This window comes from Desulfatibacillum alkenivorans DSM 16219 (assembly GCF_900142135.1).
Classification (GTDB): domain Bacteria; phylum Desulfobacterota; class Desulfobacteria; order Desulfobacterales; family Desulfatibacillaceae; genus Desulfatibacillum; species Desulfatibacillum alkenivorans.
On the sequence record NZ_FQZU01000026.1, the window covers coordinates 41,919 to 57,915 of the forward strand.

Sequence of the window (15,997 nt, forward strand, 5' to 3'; positions counted from 1 at the left end):
AAAGGATGGATCATGGATCAATTTGAAAAAGCGGACAGGCTTAAACAACTTCCACCCTATTTATTTGCGGAAATCGACCGGAAAAAGGAAGAGGTTCGCGCCAAGGGCGTGGACATTATCGACCTGGGCGTAGGCGATCCCGACCTGCCCACTCCGGATCACATCATCAAAGCCTTGAACGAGGCCGCCAAAGATCCCCGGTTTCACCGCTATCCTTCCTATTCCGGCATGGGCGCGTTCAATAAGGCGGTCGCCCGTTTTTACGACAAGCGCTTCGGCGTGAACCTGGAGCTTTCGGAGATCATCACCCTGATCGGCTCCAAGGAAGGCATCGCCCACATCCCCCTGGCGTACATCAATCCCGGGGACGTGGCCCTGGTTCCCAGTCCGGCCTACCCGGTCTATCAGATCGGCGTGGAGTTCTGCGGCGGATCCTGCCATATCATGCCGTTGCTGAAGGAAAACGGCTTTTTGCCCGACCTGGACGCCATTCCCGAGGACGTCGCGTCCAAGGCCAAGCTCATGTTCATCAATTATCCCAACAACCCCACGGCCGCCGTGGCTGACGAGGCGTTTTTCAAGAAGGTCATTGAATTCGCCAAAAAATATAAAATCATCGTCTGCCACGACGCCGCCTATACAGAAATGTCCTTTGACGGATTCGCTCCCATGAGCTTCATGGAAGTGGACGGCGCCAAGGAAGTGGGCATTGAGTTCCACTCCCTGTCCAAGACATACAACATGACCGGCTGGCGCCTGGGATTCGCGGTAGGGAACGCCGAAGTCATCGGCGCCCTGGGCAAGGTCAAGAGCAACATCGATTCCGGCGCCTTCGACGCCGTGCAAATGGCGGGCATCGAAGCCCTGGACGGCGACCAGCAATGCGTGGCCGACAACGCCGGGATTTACCAGGAGCGCCGCGACCTGCTTATGGAAGGCCTGAACGCCATGGGCCTCAAGTGCACGCCGCCCAAGGCCACTTTCTACATGTGGGTCGAGGTTCCGGAAGGGTACTCCTCGGCGGATTTCTGCGCCAAGCTCCTGACCGAGGCGGGCATTGTGGCCACCCCGGGCAACGGATTCGGCGCGCCGGGCGAAGGCTATTTTCGTATGGCCCTCACCCAGAACAAGGACCGCATGGCCGAAGCGGTCAAGCGCATGCAGGAATTAAAGCTCTAAGGAAAGATCGCATTGGAGCATACCGTATACATCGGGTTCGGGTCCAACATGGGAGACCTGAAGAAAAACTGCCAGTGGGCCATGGACAGCCTGAGCCGGTCCGGAGTCTGCATGGTGGAAAAGATCTCCCGCCTGTATGATACCGAGCCCGTGGATTACGAAGCCCAGGACAGGTTTATGAACGGGGCGGCCAGGATCAGGACAAGCCTGGCGCCCCGGGATCTTTTGGCCTTGCTAAAATCCCTGGAAAGAGAAGCGGGGCGCAGCAGCGCAGGCCCCCGTTTCGGCCCCAGGGTCCTGGATATGGATATCCTGTTTTTCGGAGACCTTGTCATGGAATCGGGGGATTTGGAAATACCCCACCCCCGGCTTCATAAAAGGCGGTTTGTTTTAGCCCCGCTTTGTGATATAGCTCCGGAATTGCAGCATCCGGTTTTAAAAAAGACAGTTAGCTCACTTCTGGACAAACTGGATGACGGCGGCAAGGATGTCATGGTATTGGAGGACGTCCTTGCAATAACGGCGTGAATCCGGCTTGACCGGAGCGCCGAAATAGCTTAAGGGGTTGCTCATGTGGCTAAAATTTTTAATATTTGCCGGGTTGGGTTACATGGTGTACAAGGCCCTGGCAGGCCCCGGACCTGAAAAAAACAGGCCCCGGATGGATCGCCAGGACGTCCGGCAGATAGACGATGTCATGGTGCAGGACCCGGTTTGCAAGGTGTATTTTCCCAAGCGGGAAGGGGTTGCAGCCAAAGTGGACGGACAGCTCATGTATTTCTGCAGCGAGGAGTGCATGAAAAAATATCTTAATCAAAAATAAACCGGAATAAAAAAACACACTCAAACAAGGAGCGCGGCGGATGAAGTTTTTTATCGATACGGCCAACATCGACGAGATCAAAGAGGCCAACAGCATGGGAATGGTGGACGGCGTAACGACCAACCCGTCCCTGATTGCAAAAGAAGGAAGGCCTTTTGAGGATATCATCAAAGATATCTGCGCCGAGGTGGACGGCCCCATCAGCGCCGAGGTTATCAGCACCGAGGCCAAGTCCATGATTGAAGAGGGCAAAAAGCTGGCTGCTATCCATAAGAACATCGTCATCAAGATCCCCATGATTCCCGACGGCATGATCGCCACCCGCGCCCTGTCCTCGGAAGGCATTCCGGTCAACGTGACCCTGGTGTTTTCTCCTTTGCAGGCATTGGTTGCGGCCAAAGCGGGCGCCGCCTACGTCAGCCCTTTTGTGGGACGCCTGGACGACCTGGCCAACGAAGGCATGCTCCTGATTGAGCAGATGGTGACCATTTACAACAACTACGCCTTTGACACCGAAGTGCTGGTCGCCAGCGTACGCAATCCGCTGCACGTGCTGGAAGCAGCCATGATGGGCGCAGACGTAGCCACCATCCCCTTTGGCGTTATCAAGAAAATGATGGGCCATCCCCTGACGGACAAGGGCCTGGCAGCCTTTCTGGCGGACTACGAAAAGTCCAAAAAGTAAGCCCCAAACCGGTCCGTAATAGGAATATCATGGCTTCAGGTCGCTCTTTCAAGGACATTGTGCTGCATCCAAACACCCTGACTTTATTCAGGGTGGTGACTATCCCCGGCATCGTTATACTGTTGCTGCCCCAGGAGCCGGGCAAACTGTTTTGCTTTATCGCCGCCATTTTGTTTTCGTTGGCGGCCATAAGCGACGGGCTGGACGGCTATTACGCCCGATCCCTGGGACTTGTCTCCAACTTCGGCAAGTTCATGGACCCCCTGGCCGACAAGCTCCTGGTCATGTCCACCCTGACCATGCTCACATGGCACCAGTGGATTCCAGGCTGGATAGCCTGCATCATCGTAGGCCGCGAACTGGCCGTAACCGGACTCAGGGGCATCGCCGCGGAGCAGGGCAAAGTCATTGCCGCGGAAAAACTGGGCAAGTATAAAATGGGCTTCCAGATCGGGGCGATCATCCCCTTGCTGCTTCATCACAAGTATTATTTTACGGAGAGTTTTTTCCTGGATTTCGGGCAGGTGGGATACTGGGTTTTATGGATCGCTTTGGTCTTTACCATCTGGTCCGGCGCCGAGTATTTCAGGAACTATTCAAAGGTCATCAGAAGTTGAATTTTAGGCTTTTGTTAGCGTTTTTTTAGTTGACAAACCCCGCCTGTTCTGGGTAAGTAGGGGGCGCTGAGCGGGAATAACTCAGTGGTAGAGTGCGACCTTGCCAAGGTCGAAGTCGCGGGTTCAAATCCCGTTTCCCGCTCCATTTTTTTTGGGCGGCATAGCCAAGTGGTAAGGCAGCGGACTGCAAATCCGTTATTCTCCGGTTCAAATCCGGATGCCGCCTCCATAAGAAAATCAAAGGGTTAGCTCGTTTTGGGCTAACCTTTTTTTATGCCCAAAATGGCCGATTGCGCCAAATTGCGCCTAAACTGCGCACGCGACCCTCTGCAGATGCGCTTCCTGCTTGAATGCAGCAGCTTTCAGGCCCTCCTCGCTCATGATATTATACCTGTCAAATACCGATCTCGTTTTGCGCCCTGAGATCTTCATGACGACCGCTTCCGGCGCCCCTGATCGAACCATGTTGCGCACAGCAGTCCTTCTCAAATCATGAAACAATCGATGGCCTAATTTTGCTTTAGTGCAAGCATTTGCCCATGACTTGGAAAACTGGTCTACTCGGCCCGTTCCCCGTTCGTTAAGAAACACCCAGGGTAGTAGGCTTTTGCGCTTTTTATGGAGACCCTTCAACATGCCTTGCAACTCCTCATCCAAAAAAACCAGACGGCCTTCGTTGTTCTTGGTCGTACCGGGATCCAATTTGGCTGTGCCCCTATTGAGATCGACTTGAGCCCAAGTTAACCTGCATACTTCACCTCTTCTCCATCCTGTTTTGTAAGCAAAAGTTACCAACACTTTTAGGTGGGAGGGCAGGGCCTTTCGCAAAGCCAAAAATTCATCATGTTCAAAGAAACCTGTTCTAACATTATTTTCCTTCAACATGGGAATGTGTGGCGCTCCTGCTATACATTTCTTTATCTCGCATAATCCCTCACGGGGATGAATAACGGTGCGAGTCCCCAAGCCACAGATTCCAGGGCGGAGCTCATAACCCCTCATGGGGATGGATAACTGCGGCTGAGCTTCAATGTCTCTGGAGTCCCCTTTGTCTCATAACCCCTCATGGGGATGGATAACTCCTTGCGGATTGCGTGGAGAAAGCTGACTCCGAGTCTCATAACCCCTCATGGGGATGGATAACCACCGAAGATGCAACCCTGCCCTTTAGGTGGGAAAACTCATAACCCCTCATGGGGATGGATAACAGTCATACGATGAATTCATGAAGCATTTCGCCTTTTTCTCATAACCCCTCATGGGGATGGATAACTCGGCGTCTTCAAAGTTCGGCCCACCCCAAAGCTCAGCTCATAACCCCTCATGGGGATGGATAACAACCTTATCAGCAACGGCGGCTTTGAAACTGCCGGGCTCATAACCCCTCATGGGGATGGATAACGGCGAGATCGTGCGCCCTGCCCTGGCGGATCGTAAGCTCATAACCCCTCATGGGGATGGATAACTTTTACGCTGGATGTTCAATAGCTCCTTATTGTAAACTCATAACCCCTCATGGGGATGGATAACGGGCGAGATCGTGCGCCCTGCCCTGGCGGATCGTAAGCTCATAACCCCTCATGGGGATGGATAACTTCTCCTGGATCTGCCATGGAGTCGATGCTCTGTACCTCATAACCCCTCATGGGGATGGATAACACGGGCCAACGACGATTCGCACCGTGTCACCTGTCTCTCATAACCCCTCATGGGGATGGATAACAATCGCCTGTGGCACGGCCATACACAAAAGCGGGCCCTCATAACCCCTCATGGGGATGGATAACTCAAGCATGTCAAGGACTCGCTCAACGGCATTGTATCTCATAACCCCTCATGGGGATGGATAACCTTTTTCGCCCTCAACAAAGCCGTGGCCCGTGGAAACCTCATAACCCCTCATGGGGATGGATAACCTGTACGGTCCGGCGATATACGGTATGCTTCCTTTTCTCATAACCCCTCATGGGGATGGATAGCACATGAATATCATCGTAGGGTACGTTCCCGGGGAAGCTCATAACCCCTCATGGGGATGGATAACGCGTCATTTCAGCCGCGGCAGCCTCAAGCTCTCTTGCTCATAACCCCTCATGGGGATGGATAACCAAAAACCAGAGGCACGACATCGCCCTCTTTAACTGTCTCATAACCCCTCATGGGGATGGATAACTGAAGACTACTGTGAATCTGAACTTTTGGACAGAAGTCTCATAACCCCTCATGGGGATGGATAACATTAAAAAGACTTGAAGTACTCGAATGGTATTTTGACTCATAACCCCTCATGGGGATGGATAACCGCGTTTTGTTTTTTGGTTAGAACAAAAGGCCATGTCTCATAACCCCTCATGGGGATGGATAACGCAAATATAACCATACAGAGTTCAAGCTCGATAGCAGCTCATAACCCCTCATGGGGATGGATAACTTGTCCGCTCTTAGGATTAACCATACATGGCAAAAGCCTCATAACCCCTCATGGGGATGGATAACCACCTGTTGCATGTTAACAGGCTTCTGATTCTGCTGAGCTCATAACCCCTCATGGGGATGGATAACCTATCCGGCATGCTTGATGATTTGATGATGGACTCACTCATAACCCCTCATGGGGATGGATAACCACTCTGGCCGGGGGCGCGTCCGGGGCAATATACAGCTCATAACCCCTCATGGGGATGGATAACCGCGGAGGATGTAAAGGATGTCATGCCGGACGCCGTCTCATAACCCCTCATGGGGATGGATAACTAGGAACGTTAACGAGGTTCCCGTCAGCTTCGAAATCTCATAACCCCTCATGGGGATGGATAACCTCGTTTTTCGCCGGAGAACCGCTTTTGCCATGTATCTCATAACCCCTCATGGGGATGGATAACGGTCCGCGTTTTCCCCAGGCTTACGCATTGTCACGACTCATAACCCCTCATGGGGATGGATAACTTTCCAGGATGATCGACGGAGCTGTTGAGGTTAAAGCTCATAACCCCTCATGGGGATGGATAACCCAGTCGGCGCATTTTTTGCAAAGACCATAGCCAACTCATAACCCCTCATGGGGATGGATAACAGCGGTAAGGCAGGCGGGCTGCGGTACGGAATGGAACCTCATAACCCCTCATGGGGATGGATAACTCACATAATCCAACTTGCTAAAGCCGGTCCTGACTCCCTCATAACCCCTCATGGGGATGGATAACCGTTCTTGTAGGCGCTTCCTTGGCCCCACTGGGGATCTCATAACCCCTCATGGGGATGGATAACCTTTCGAACTTGGCGGCCTTGGCGCAGGACTCGGGATCTCATAACCCCTCATGGGGATGGATAACCATTTTCGGCCAAGGCGTTCGCAAGCCACTCCGGTCTCATAACCCCTCATGGGGATGGATAACTGCCGTTTCCGGTTGCAAATGATTTGACTGTGCTCGCTCATAACCCCTCATGGGGATGGATAACCCTTTTAATCATTACAAAAAACCTATATTTTGTCCATATTTTGAAGCAATACTCCATCAAATTCCTGTGTTTTTTACTTCACACCCCGGGGGATTTTGCAGGACCGGGGGTTGAAGTTCTGGGTCAGAGCACCTGGTAGTCGGATTTGTGGCTGGCGTCCTTTGTGGCGAGGACCTTTCCTTTTACCGCGCCGTTTTTGGGTTTTTGTCCGAGGAGGTGGACCACGTTGACGTTATGCCGGTTTTCCGCGGTGATTTCCGTCACGCGGTCTCCGGGCATGATGATTTCGTGGATTTTGTTGCGGAGCTCCAGGAGCGCGGCTTCGGGAAGGTCGCCGGTGAACACGGAGTATTGAGTGTGGGAGAGGTATTTCCGCAGGAGCTTACGGAATTTGTTGGTGCGTTTGGCTTCCACGTCGTAGGTCATGATGACGAACATGCCGCGCCTCCTTTATGCTTTGCGTTTGAATGATTCGTAAGGGGTCAGGCCCATGACGGATCGTTCCAGGGCGATGGCTTCGCGGTATATCCACTCCCGGTAGGATTTTCCCTTGTATCGCTCCTCCAGGCGGGTGGAGAAGTGTTCCGCGGCGTGGCGCCGGCCGGTTTCGGTCAGCAGGCAGACCTTGTCTTGTTGGGAGAACCAGTTGTCCGACAGGATGTTTTTCCGGACCAGGCGGAAGATGAGGTTGTCGGCCAGGATGGGTTTAAAGGGTTCGGCCAGGTCCAGGCTCAGGGAGGATCTGCCGGTTCCGGGGGAGTGGAGCCAGGAGAGGGTTTCGTGCAGGTGGGTTTTAAAGACCTCGTGGCGCACGGCCGTGTAGGTCAATTGGTTGAGAAAGGAAATCAGGCAGTTGATGGGGTTGTTGGGCGGCCTGCGGGTGCGGGGGGCGAAGTCCAGGCGGGGATCCACAATGGGCCAGGCTGCGAAGTAGCGTGCGTGGAGGACGCCTTCGGCGCCCATGAGCTTGGGGATGCTCGGCGCCGTTTCGATTTTTTCGGCCATGCGGTCCATGTGTTCCAGGACGGGATCCAGGCGGTTCAATCCCCGGTATTGATAATAGGCCAGGTTGGCGCGCATGTTGCGCCATGCGCCCCGGACGATTTCCCGGGCCGTTTCCAGGCGCATCTCGTCATCCAGGATGCACCGGGCCTGTTCCTTGACGACCCGGCCCGAGGGGTTTTGGGGCTTGGGCTCGAAGGAGCCTTTGTAGTAGCCGTAGTAGTCGAACACGGACACCCGCACGCCGTGGGCGCCGCACAGGCAGAGCAAGGCGGAGTTGAAGCGTCCCTGGCCCAGCATGACGATATGGCGGATTTTTTCGATGGGGAAAAACCGTTTTTGTCCGTCCATGGAGACGATCAGGGTGTTTTCCCTTCGGGAAAGTCTGGCTTCCCTGGAAATGAATAAGGTTTCCACAAACGCTCCTTTAATCAAAACCGCAAAAGACGGCGGCCGAACAGGTTTGGCATAAGGGGATGGGAGAGGCCGGCGGGACTTCCTCTTGGCTGGCCAGGGCTTCCAGGCGCAGGGATAGACGGTTCATTCTCTCCAAGGCCTCCTTGTCCAGGGCCGCGTCATCGAAGAACGCAGGCCCTGGCTGGATTCGGACTTTGATACGACAGGCCGCGTCACCTACTACGATTACACCCCCGTGGACGAGGACGACGCCCGGGAATTCCGGGACGTCACCTCGCCGCGCACGATCACCGAGGAAATCAACGGCATCGTCACGTCCAAGACCTTTTACGCCTACAACCAGACCCTGTTCGGAGACCGCATCGTCATCACCGAACGGGCCGCGTCCCAGGACGCGGAATACGGGGACCCCGGCAATATCCGCACCACCAGCGAATATTACGAGGAAAACCCCGGCGCCCTGACCTCGGACAAAATCAAGACCTCCCAGTCCTCGGACGGTCTCATGACCACCTACGAGTACGTCTACGGTGATTACGTGGAAGGCCTCAACCCGGGCGACGGCGTGTTCACCGAAGGATCGGGCTCCTATGTCCGCACCTTGGTCACCCAGGGCACGGTGGATAACCCCGAGGGGATCGCCAACAAGACCACCCGGAGCGTGTCCATTGCAAATTCCGTGGGCAATACGCTCTACAGCGCAAGCCAGGTTTTTGACGGGTCGGCGTATCAGACCATCCAGTGGACCGAGTATTCCTACGACGAATTGGGCCGGGCCGTGCGCACGGACAACTCCGACGGAACCTATACGGAAACCCATTGGAGCTGCTGCGCCGTGGAATCCCAGACAGACGCCACGGGTGTATCCACCTACTACACCCTGGACGACCTCAAGCGGCCCTATATGGTCACGCGGGAAGGCCTGAACGGGGACGTCACAACCACCAAAACCATGGACGCCCTGGGCAGAACCCTGTCCACAACCACGGAAGCGGGAAGCCTGAGCCAGGCCAGTTCCACGATTTACGACACGGCCGGCCGCGTCGCCTCGTCCACCAACCAGGCGGGCCTTGTCACCACCTACGCCTACGAAAACGCGGGCAGAACCCAGACCGTCACCCAGCCAGGCGGCGCAACCCGCACCACAACCCGGCACTTGGACGGCAGGACCATCAGCACGACGGGCACGGCGGTCACGCCCCAGTACTACGAATACGGCGTGGAGGATGACGGAATCCAATGGACCAAGGTCTACACAGGGTCCGCGGGCTCGGCCATGTGGAGCAAGTCCTACACGGATTTCCTGGGCCGGACTATCAAGACCGAACGCCCCGCTTTCGGCGGCGGAACTCTTGTTGCAGAAAATTTTTATGACGAACACGGCCGCCTGATCCGGTCCTCCGCGCCGGGCAGGGCAGACTCCCTGTACGTCTACGACGAATTGGGGAACCAGACATGGTCCGGCCTGGACGTGGACGGAGACGGAGAACTGACCGCCGCCTCCATGGATAGGTTGACCGAATCCGCCAGCGAGTACGCCTACATCAGCGGCGACTGGTGGCAGGAGAGCAAGCAGATCATCTACGCCGAAGCCAACTCCGCCGAGCAGACCGAAACCGGCGTGTCCCGCTCCCGCCTTACCGGTTTGGGCGCCGGACTGGTGGGCGAGTCCGTGAATATTGACATGCACGGAAACCAGACAACGTCCCTGACAACCCTGGACCGGGACGCCCACACCCAGACCCGGGAAGTGGATTACCCCGACTCCACCATCAACGCCATATCCACGTCCGAATACGGCCTGACCGTCTCGTCCACCGACAAGACCGGACTCACCTACACCTTTGACTACGACGCCTTCGGCAGGCGGATTTCCGCAACCGATCCGCGCACGGGAACGTCCACCACCCATTACGACGAAGACGGCAGGGTGGATTACGTCCAGGACGCGGACGGCAATACATCCCGGTTCTATTACGACGCAGAAACCGGCCGGAAAATCGCCGACGAAAATGCGCTGGGCCATTTTGTCCGGTACGCATACAACCTCAAGGGGCAGCTTGTCCGCCAATGGGGCGACGCAACCTATCCCGTGGAATATGGGTACGACGCCTACGGCCGCAAGACAAGCATGAAAACCTTCCGCAGCACTGCGGATTTTGACGGGGACGAGTGGCCGTCCGACGCAGGAGACGGAGACGCCACCACCTGGATCTACGACGAAGCTACAGGCCTGCTCATCCAAAAGCTCGACGACGAATACAAGGGCGCAACCTACGCCTATTCCGCCGAAGGCAAGCTCCTGACCCGCACCTGGGCCAGGACCGATCAGGGCCAGCCCTTGACCACAACCTACGACTACGATCCGGCCACCGGCGAGATGATCCTCACGGATTATTCCGACTCCACCCCGGACATCGCCTTTGAATACGACCGGTTGGGAAGGCAGACCAGCGTCACGGACGGCTCGGGCGCCCGGACCTTCACCTACAACGATTACTTGCAGCCGGAATCCGAAGCCATAACCGGCACGGTACAGGCCGTCATAACCCGGGCCTACGACGCTATGGGCCGGAACGCGGGATTCTCCACGGACGCGGACTACGCCCTCGCCTACGGGTACGACGGTTTTGGACGGTTTGAAACCGTGCAATATGCCGTGGAAGGCGTTGCCGGTTCCGCGTCTTACGGCTATCTGGCCAATTCGGGCCTCCTGGAATCCGTGACCATGCTTGAGGACGGGGCGGCCACGGCCGTCACCACGACCTACGGATACGAGCCCCATAGGAACGTGAAAACCCTGGTCGCCAACCAGTACGGAACGGAGATTATTTCAGAGTACGGTTACGGCTACGACGCCCTCGGCAGGAGAACCAGCGTCACAAACAGCGGGAATGCCTTTGACGATCAGGCGTTTAACCTGTATGAATACAATGCAAGGAATGAGCTTACGGCCTCAAACAGATACCTTGGGACCAGCATCCTGGATACAGCCAGTCCTGTTGATGATGAGGCACGGGCCTACAACTACGATCCCATCGGCAACCGCATCGCTGCACAGCAGGACTACGACATCTCAACCAGTGCGCCCATTACGTCCACTTATGTGACCAACAGCCTGAACCAGTATGAATCTGTCACATCCGCTGGCGAGAGCATCTCTTTGGACTACGACGACGACGGCAACCTGATCCACAAGGACGGCGTACAGTACGTCTTCAACTGCGAGAACAGGCTGGTGGAAGTATCGCCCCTGGCTCCCGTGATAGGAGACACCAGAGTAACCTTTGCCTACGACTATATGGGCAGAAGATACCAGAAGCAGAGTTTTATCTATGCCTCCGGCGAGTGGTCTTTAGTCTCCACATCCACGTCGCTATGGGATGGCTGGAACCGCATCCAGGAAAAAGTGGTGCTTGCCTCGGACGGCTCTGAGGAAATGACATCCTACGCTTGGGGTCTTGACCTGAGCCAGAGCTTGCAGGGCGCCGGAGGAGTGGGCGGTCTGATTGCCGTTGTGGATAATGACTCTGCCGTGGACTTCTACCTCTACGACGCCAATGGAAACGTGGGGCAATTGATAAGCGCCGCTGACGGAACCATCAACGCCCATTATGAATATGACCCCTTTGGACGCCTCTTGAAATCCACTGGCTCCAAAGCCAACCAGAACCCCTACCGCTTCTCCACCAAACCCATGGACCAGCAGACGGGCCTCTATTATTACGGCTACAGGTACCTTGATGTTGATCTTGGCAGGTGGGTCAGTCGTGATCCTATTGAAGAGGACGGTGGATTCAATTTATATGCATTCGATAATAACACTGTTAATAAATATGACGTGTTTGGACTATGGGGAGAGGATGTTCATAGAGACCGTACTATTGAGTGGGCTCAGGAGGTTAATATTACAAAGGAAATTGCAGATAGGATTGGCGAAGCAGACATTGCAATTGATACGCTTCATGCTCCAACTGTCATTTCTAATGATACTTGGGGATGGCATTTCAACCGATCCAGAGAGGGAGATTCAAGGTTAACTCATAGGGATGAAAATATCGAATTGGCCAGAAAAGCATGTGATAATGAGACCGATGATCCTAATCTCGCAGCACAATATATCGGATGGGCTTTGCACCCTGATCAAGACTGGGTTGCCCATGGAGATTATAATAGAATTCAGGAGGCGCCTACTTTACAAGGAGCAGGCTTTTTTGAAAGACGTTTTTATTGGCATAATTGGGGTTTACCGAGGCGAGGTAGTACAGGAATGCCAGATGATGCTAACATGGATGCAGACAATTCCGAAGATAATGGCAGAGCAACAATCTCTGCGATGAGAGGTCCCAATGGTGGGCACAGAACCTTAAGCAATGGGGATGTGGTTTTTTGGGTATCGTATCATTCAGGCAACCGTCGTTTTAATTTAACAAGAACACGAACTAAAAAAATCTTGCAGGATTTCAAGTCTTATGTGGAAACACAAGAAAATGCCTGTGAATGCAGAAATGCCTTTGGGGTAACGCCATGTTCAATAGCTACTTTGGAAGAATTATAGTTGCTTCATTTGTTGGGTTTTGTGTCGGTCTCTTTATTCTGGTTATAGGATTAAACACAGAGACCATACCGCTCTTACGGAGAGTGTTTGACTTTATTCATAAACCCGCAAGCTGGTTAGCTTATCTTTGGTCATTTGTTTTTTGCCTACCACCACGGAACGAAGCAGCTTTTGCTATTGTACCAATGGTTGCAGCCGTGTTGCAGTGGACCATTCTTGGTTTTCTTTTTGGATTATGGAAAAAATGACTTTAGGGGACATCCTTTAAGAAACTAAGAAACTCTGTAGTATCTTGATTTTGTAGGACGTTTGAGGCGGTTGGGCTGGTTGGCAAGCCCCCAAAGAGGGGCCTGAAACATAAAATTTCGGTTTTCGCCCGCACGCAGGGAAGCGGTTTTATCCCGCTCCCTGTATGGAAGATGCGGTTGAAGGATGAGGCAGAGGTATGCATTCCCACGTGCAACATGGGAACGAGAATAACGACGCATCAGAGGGACGCAATGCATTTTTGGCGTTGGGAAAGAGATCCGGTCGCGCCTTTTGTGCTTCGCACCCAGGCAGGATACTGCTCTGCCAGTGCCGCCCAGGACTCTGGGGGACGCCTTTAAGAAATTAAGAAACTCTGACTTTAGGGGACGCCTTTAAGAAACTCTGTAGCATATTGATTTTGTGGGGTGTTTGAGGCGGTTGGACTGGTTGGCAAGCCCCCAGAGAGGGGCCTGAAACATAAAATTTCGGTTTTCGCCCGCACGCAGGGAAGCGGTTTTATCCCGATCCCTGTATTGGGCAGGGTCTTTGACATTCGAATAAAAATACGGAGATAAACCAGGCTGGGTAAAACCGCGATCTACGGCGTTACACATCTCCCCTCGTCACTGCGAAGTACGTAAAGTACGTCTCATTTCTCGGGGATCGTGCGCCTTGCATCTCATCGCTTTTACTCAGCCTGGACATGGATAGCGAGAGGGCGCCGTTTGGTAGGACGGCGCCCTCTCCATCCGCTAATGATTGCTCCCGTCGCCCGTCATCCTTAAGGGCGATCACAAGGATCACCCCTACAGAGGCGCATTACGTAGGGCGCGAATCTTGTATTCGCCCCAACAACGGCGGTAATTTGTGCGATCACAAGGATCTCCCCTACGCGAGCGCGGCAAGCAGCGCCCCTACGGCCGCTAGAAAACGGCGGCGCTCGGAAGACCTCTTAATGGGGCGCACTGCCTTATCGGTTTTTGACGGGCATATCCTATCCAGGCCTGGGAGGATCTTTTCCTGGGGCGTGCTTGCCATCCCGGGGACCAGCCGCAACCCTTGCCGTCAGCCAAAGCGCTTCCGTCTTCCTCTTCTCCCATGCTCTAAAGATTTTTGATCAAACTTTTTGCAAAAAGTTTGCCGCCGGAGGTATTTATTTTATCGGCGTGGCACGCTCCCGCCTGACCGGCCTGGGCTCGGGACTGGTGGGCGAGTCCGTGAATATCGACATGTACGGCAACCAGACAACGTCCCTGACAACCCTGGATCGGGACGCCCACACTGGGCCCCAGTGAGATAATGCGAAGAATAAAAGGCGAAGCGCAACAAAGTTGTTTGAAGAGTTTCCCCATTTGAAAAAGCGGTATTGGGGACGTCATTTCTGGGCGCGGGGATACTTTTGCGTAACCGCAGGCCAGTTTACCGATGAGATGATCAAGAATTACCTGGAGCATCATTTTGAACCCAATCCCGATGATAATTTTAAAACAGAAAGTTAGCGACGGGTCTTTGACCCGTATCCGTGCTTTCAGCACTTAAAGAAAATCCTCCGACTTTAGTCGGTGGTTGTTTAGTTAATGCCGCAAATGGCTTTAACGTTTTCCATTTTTTCCAAGAGGTTGTAATTGCGGGCCACTTCCATGCGGTTGGTTTCGGGGGTGCCTCCCGCGCAAATGGCGCTGGCGATGAGGTACCCGGACCAACGGGACGCGGTGAGCTCCTGGATCAAATAGAGGATGCGCATCCTGTCTTCGGCGGTCACCAGGGGGGAGGCCTGAAAATACTTATCGATGAGAGGCCGGATTTCCGGGTTGGAGTATTCCTGCTCCGTGGGCATGGTGGTGACGATGCCTCCCGCGATTTCCTGCAAGGTCCCCAAAAACTGCGCAAACCGGGTGCGCGTGTGGTAAAGCCCGGCGTTTGCAATGCCGTTATCGGGGATGGGAATGCCGGACTCGTGCATGACGCTTTTTTGGACGGAGGCGATGGCGCATCCGTAGCCGATTTCGCTGGCATTGGCCATGTCGGTTATCTTGCTGCGAACATGTCCGGCGCCGGGAACCCCGTTGGCCTGGGCGATCAACGCCGCCGTCCCGGCCAGAATGTCGATGCGGGCGGAGGTGCAGGTTCCCTTGGCAAAGCGCACATAGGGGGAGAACAGGCCGATGAGCTTTTGGGTGTACTCCCACTCGCCGCACATGAACACGTTTTCCCAGGGGATGAACACATCATCGAATACGGTGAGCGATTCCGTGAACCCGATCCGGGTGCTCACCGGACACTCGAATTCCTTGGGAGCGAGGGGGCCGGGCGCTGGCCTGGTTATGAAAGAAATGCCCGGAGCGTCCACCGGTATTGCGAATGACAGGCAATAGTCTGCGTCGTCCTCGCCCATGGCCCGGCAGGGCATGGCGAAAAAGTAGTGGGTTATGGGGCCGTTGGATGTATGGGCCTTGGCGCCGCGTACGATGATGCCGTCATCCCGTTTTTCCGCAACCCGCAGGTAGAGGTCCGGGTCTGGCTGTCTGGAGGGAGGAAGGGAACGGTCCCCTTTGGGATCCATGACGCCCAGGCAATAACGGAGATCCTCTTTTTGGAGGTGCTCAAAAAAACGGCGGAAATTGGCGTGATAGGTCGTGTTTTTATCCCGGTCGATTTCCCAGGTGACGCCCCACAGGACGGACAGGCCGATGCCCATGCACATGGAGCAGAAATGCCGCGCGTTGGTGCGTTTCATGGTCTCCACCATGGCCAGCAGCTCCTCGGGAGTCTGACGCAGGTGCGTCCAAAAGCCCACGGTTTCGTTTGTAATGGGGGAATGAAAGGTAAAATCGTCCTTGGTTTCAGGGTCTGATTGCCAGTCGTAAAATTTTTTCATTTCACGGATGGGGGTGGCGAAAAAGGGGCTGTCTACCACAGAGGTTATTTTTTCGCCGCCGATATAAACCGTGGGAGACAGTTTTCGAAGGGATTCCACATATTGATCACCGGTTTTAATTCCCATGTTG

12 protein-coding genes, 2 tRNA genes, 1 pseudogene and 1 CRISPR repeat array are annotated in these 15,997 nt (G+C 54.5%); of the genes and pseudogenes, 10 read left to right on the forward strand and 5 right to left on the reverse strand.

Annotated features, from left to right (window positions below):
• Nucleotides 1-12 precede the first annotated feature (12 nt).
• From BUE18_RS18350 to BUE18_RS18380, 7 genes are all read left to right on the forward strand, one after another.
• Complete coding sequence (locus tag BUE18_RS18350) at nt 13-1,179, forward strand: LL-diaminopimelate aminotransferase (protein WP_073477641.1); 1,167 nt, start codon at nt 13-15, stop codon at nt 1,177-1,179.
• 12 nt (nt 1,180-1,191) lie between these two features.
• A complete protein-coding gene (gene folK, locus BUE18_RS18355) occupies nt 1,192-1,707 on the forward strand; it encodes a 2-amino-4-hydroxy-6-hydroxymethyldihydropteridine diphosphokinase (RefSeq protein ID WP_073477642.1) in 516 nt (171 codons plus the stop codon).
• A gap of 43 nt (nt 1,708-1,750) precedes the next feature.
• Nucleotides 1,751-2,002: a hypothetical protein gene (locus tag BUE18_RS18360; RefSeq protein WP_012609565.1), complete on the forward strand. Its 252-nt coding sequence runs from the start codon at nt 1,751-1,753 to the stop codon at nt 2,000-2,002.
• Nucleotides 2,003-2,042: 40 nt separating this feature from the next.
• On the forward strand, nt 2,043-2,687 hold the full coding sequence (gene fsa, locus BUE18_RS18365; protein WP_073477643.1) for a fructose-6-phosphate aldolase: 645 nt from the start codon (nt 2,043-2,045) through the stop codon (nt 2,685-2,687).
• Between the two features lie 29 nt (nt 2,688-2,716).
• Nucleotides 2,717-3,304: a CDP-diacylglycerol--glycerol-3-phosphate 3-phosphatidyltransferase gene (gene pgsA, locus BUE18_RS18370; RefSeq protein ID WP_073477644.1), complete on the forward strand. Its 588-nt coding sequence runs from the start codon at nt 2,717-2,719 to the stop codon at nt 3,302-3,304.
• Between the two features lie 70 nt (nt 3,305-3,374).
• Nucleotides 3,375-3,449: transfer RNA gene (locus tag BUE18_RS18375), tRNA-Gly, on the forward strand.
• A gap of 9 nt (nt 3,450-3,458) precedes the next feature.
• Nucleotides 3,459-3,533 (forward strand) — tRNA-Cys (locus tag BUE18_RS18380).
• A gap of 77 nt (nt 3,534-3,610) precedes the next feature.
• Here the strand turns inward: BUE18_RS18380 and BUE18_RS18385 are convergent.
• The 4 genes from BUE18_RS18385 to BUE18_RS28525 form a co-directional block, all read right to left on the reverse strand.
• Complete coding sequence (locus BUE18_RS18385; RefSeq protein ID WP_073477645.1) at nt 3,611-4,189, reverse strand: site-specific integrase; 579 nt, start codon at nt 4,187-4,189, stop codon at nt 3,611-3,613.
• Between the two features lie 38 nt (nt 4,190-4,227).
• Nucleotides 4,228-6,763: a CRISPR direct-repeat array (repeat unit 28 nt; unit sequence CTCATAACCCCTCATGGGGATGGATAAC).
• Nucleotides 6,764-6,886: 123 nt separating this feature from the next.
• Nucleotides 6,887-7,201, reverse strand: a complete 315-nt coding sequence (gene cas2 / locus BUE18_RS18390) for a CRISPR-associated endonuclease Cas2 (protein WP_073477646.1) — start codon at nt 7,199-7,201, stop codon at nt 6,887-6,889.
• A 12-nt stretch (nt 7,202-7,213) separates the two neighbouring features.
• Nucleotides 7,214-8,182, reverse strand: a complete 969-nt coding sequence (gene cas1 / locus BUE18_RS18395; protein WP_073477647.1) for a CRISPR-associated endonuclease Cas1 — start codon at nt 8,180-8,182, stop codon at nt 7,214-7,216.
• A 10-nt stretch (nt 8,183-8,192) separates the two neighbouring features.
• Complete coding sequence (locus tag BUE18_RS28525; RefSeq protein WP_244549339.1) at nt 8,193-8,309, reverse strand: CRISPR-associated protein Cas4; 117 nt, start codon at nt 8,307-8,309, stop codon at nt 8,193-8,195.
• 108 nt (nt 8,310-8,417) lie between these two features.
• Between BUE18_RS28525 and BUE18_RS18400 the strand changes: the two genes are divergently transcribed.
• From BUE18_RS18400 to tnpA, 3 genes and pseudogenes are all read left to right on the forward strand, one after another.
• A complete protein-coding gene (locus BUE18_RS18400) occupies nt 8,418-12,740 on the forward strand; it encodes an RHS repeat-associated core domain-containing protein (RefSeq protein WP_073477648.1) in 4,323 nt (1,440 codons plus the stop codon).
• 1,415 nt (nt 12,741-14,155) lie between these two features.
• A complete protein-coding gene (locus BUE18_RS28645) occupies nt 14,156-14,284 on the forward strand; it encodes a hypothetical protein (protein ID WP_280173707.1) in 129 nt (42 codons plus the stop codon).
• Nucleotides 14,265-14,488: pseudogene (tnpA, locus tag BUE18_RS18415) on the forward strand (IS200/IS605 family transposase); the annotation flags it as partial. The gene BUE18_RS28645 and the pseudogene tnpA, both read left to right, overlap by 20 nt.
• A 71-nt stretch (nt 14,489-14,559) precedes the next feature.
• Here tnpA and BUE18_RS18420 read toward each other — a convergent pair.
• Nucleotides 14,560-15,993, reverse strand: a complete 1,434-nt coding sequence (locus BUE18_RS18420) for a 4-hydroxyphenylacetate 3-hydroxylase N-terminal domain-containing protein (protein ID WP_073477651.1) — start codon at nt 15,991-15,993, stop codon at nt 14,560-14,562.
• Nucleotides 15,994-15,997: the final 4 nt, after the last annotated feature.

Coding starts and splice junctions, on each gene's coding strand:
- BUE18_RS18350 (WP_073477641.1), top strand. CDS start 13: ATGGATCAATTTGAAAAAGCGGACAGGCTTAAACAACTTCCACCCTAT.
- BUE18_RS18385 (WP_073477645.1), bottom strand. CDS start 4,189: ATGTTGAAGGAAAATAATGTTAGAACAGGTTTCTTTGAACATGATGAA.
- BUE18_RS28525 (WP_244549339.1), bottom strand. CDS start 8,309: ATGAACCGTCTATCCCTGCGCCTGGAAGCCCTGGCCAGCCAAGAGGAA.
- pgsA (WP_073477644.1), top strand. CDS start 2,717: ATGGCTTCAGGTCGCTCTTTCAAGGACATTGTGCTGCATCCAAACACC.
- cas2 (WP_073477646.1), bottom strand. CDS start 7,201: ATGTTCGTCATCATGACCTACGACGTGGAAGCCAAACGCACCAACAAA.
- fsa (WP_073477643.1), top strand. CDS start 2,043: ATGAAGTTTTTTATCGATACGGCCAACATCGACGAGATCAAAGAGGCC.
- BUE18_RS18420 (WP_073477651.1), bottom strand. CDS start 15,993: ATGGGAATTAAAACCGGTGATCAATATGTGGAATCCCTTCGAAAACTG.
- BUE18_RS18360 (WP_012609565.1), top strand. CDS start 1,751: ATGTGGCTAAAATTTTTAATATTTGCCGGGTTGGGTTACATGGTGTAC.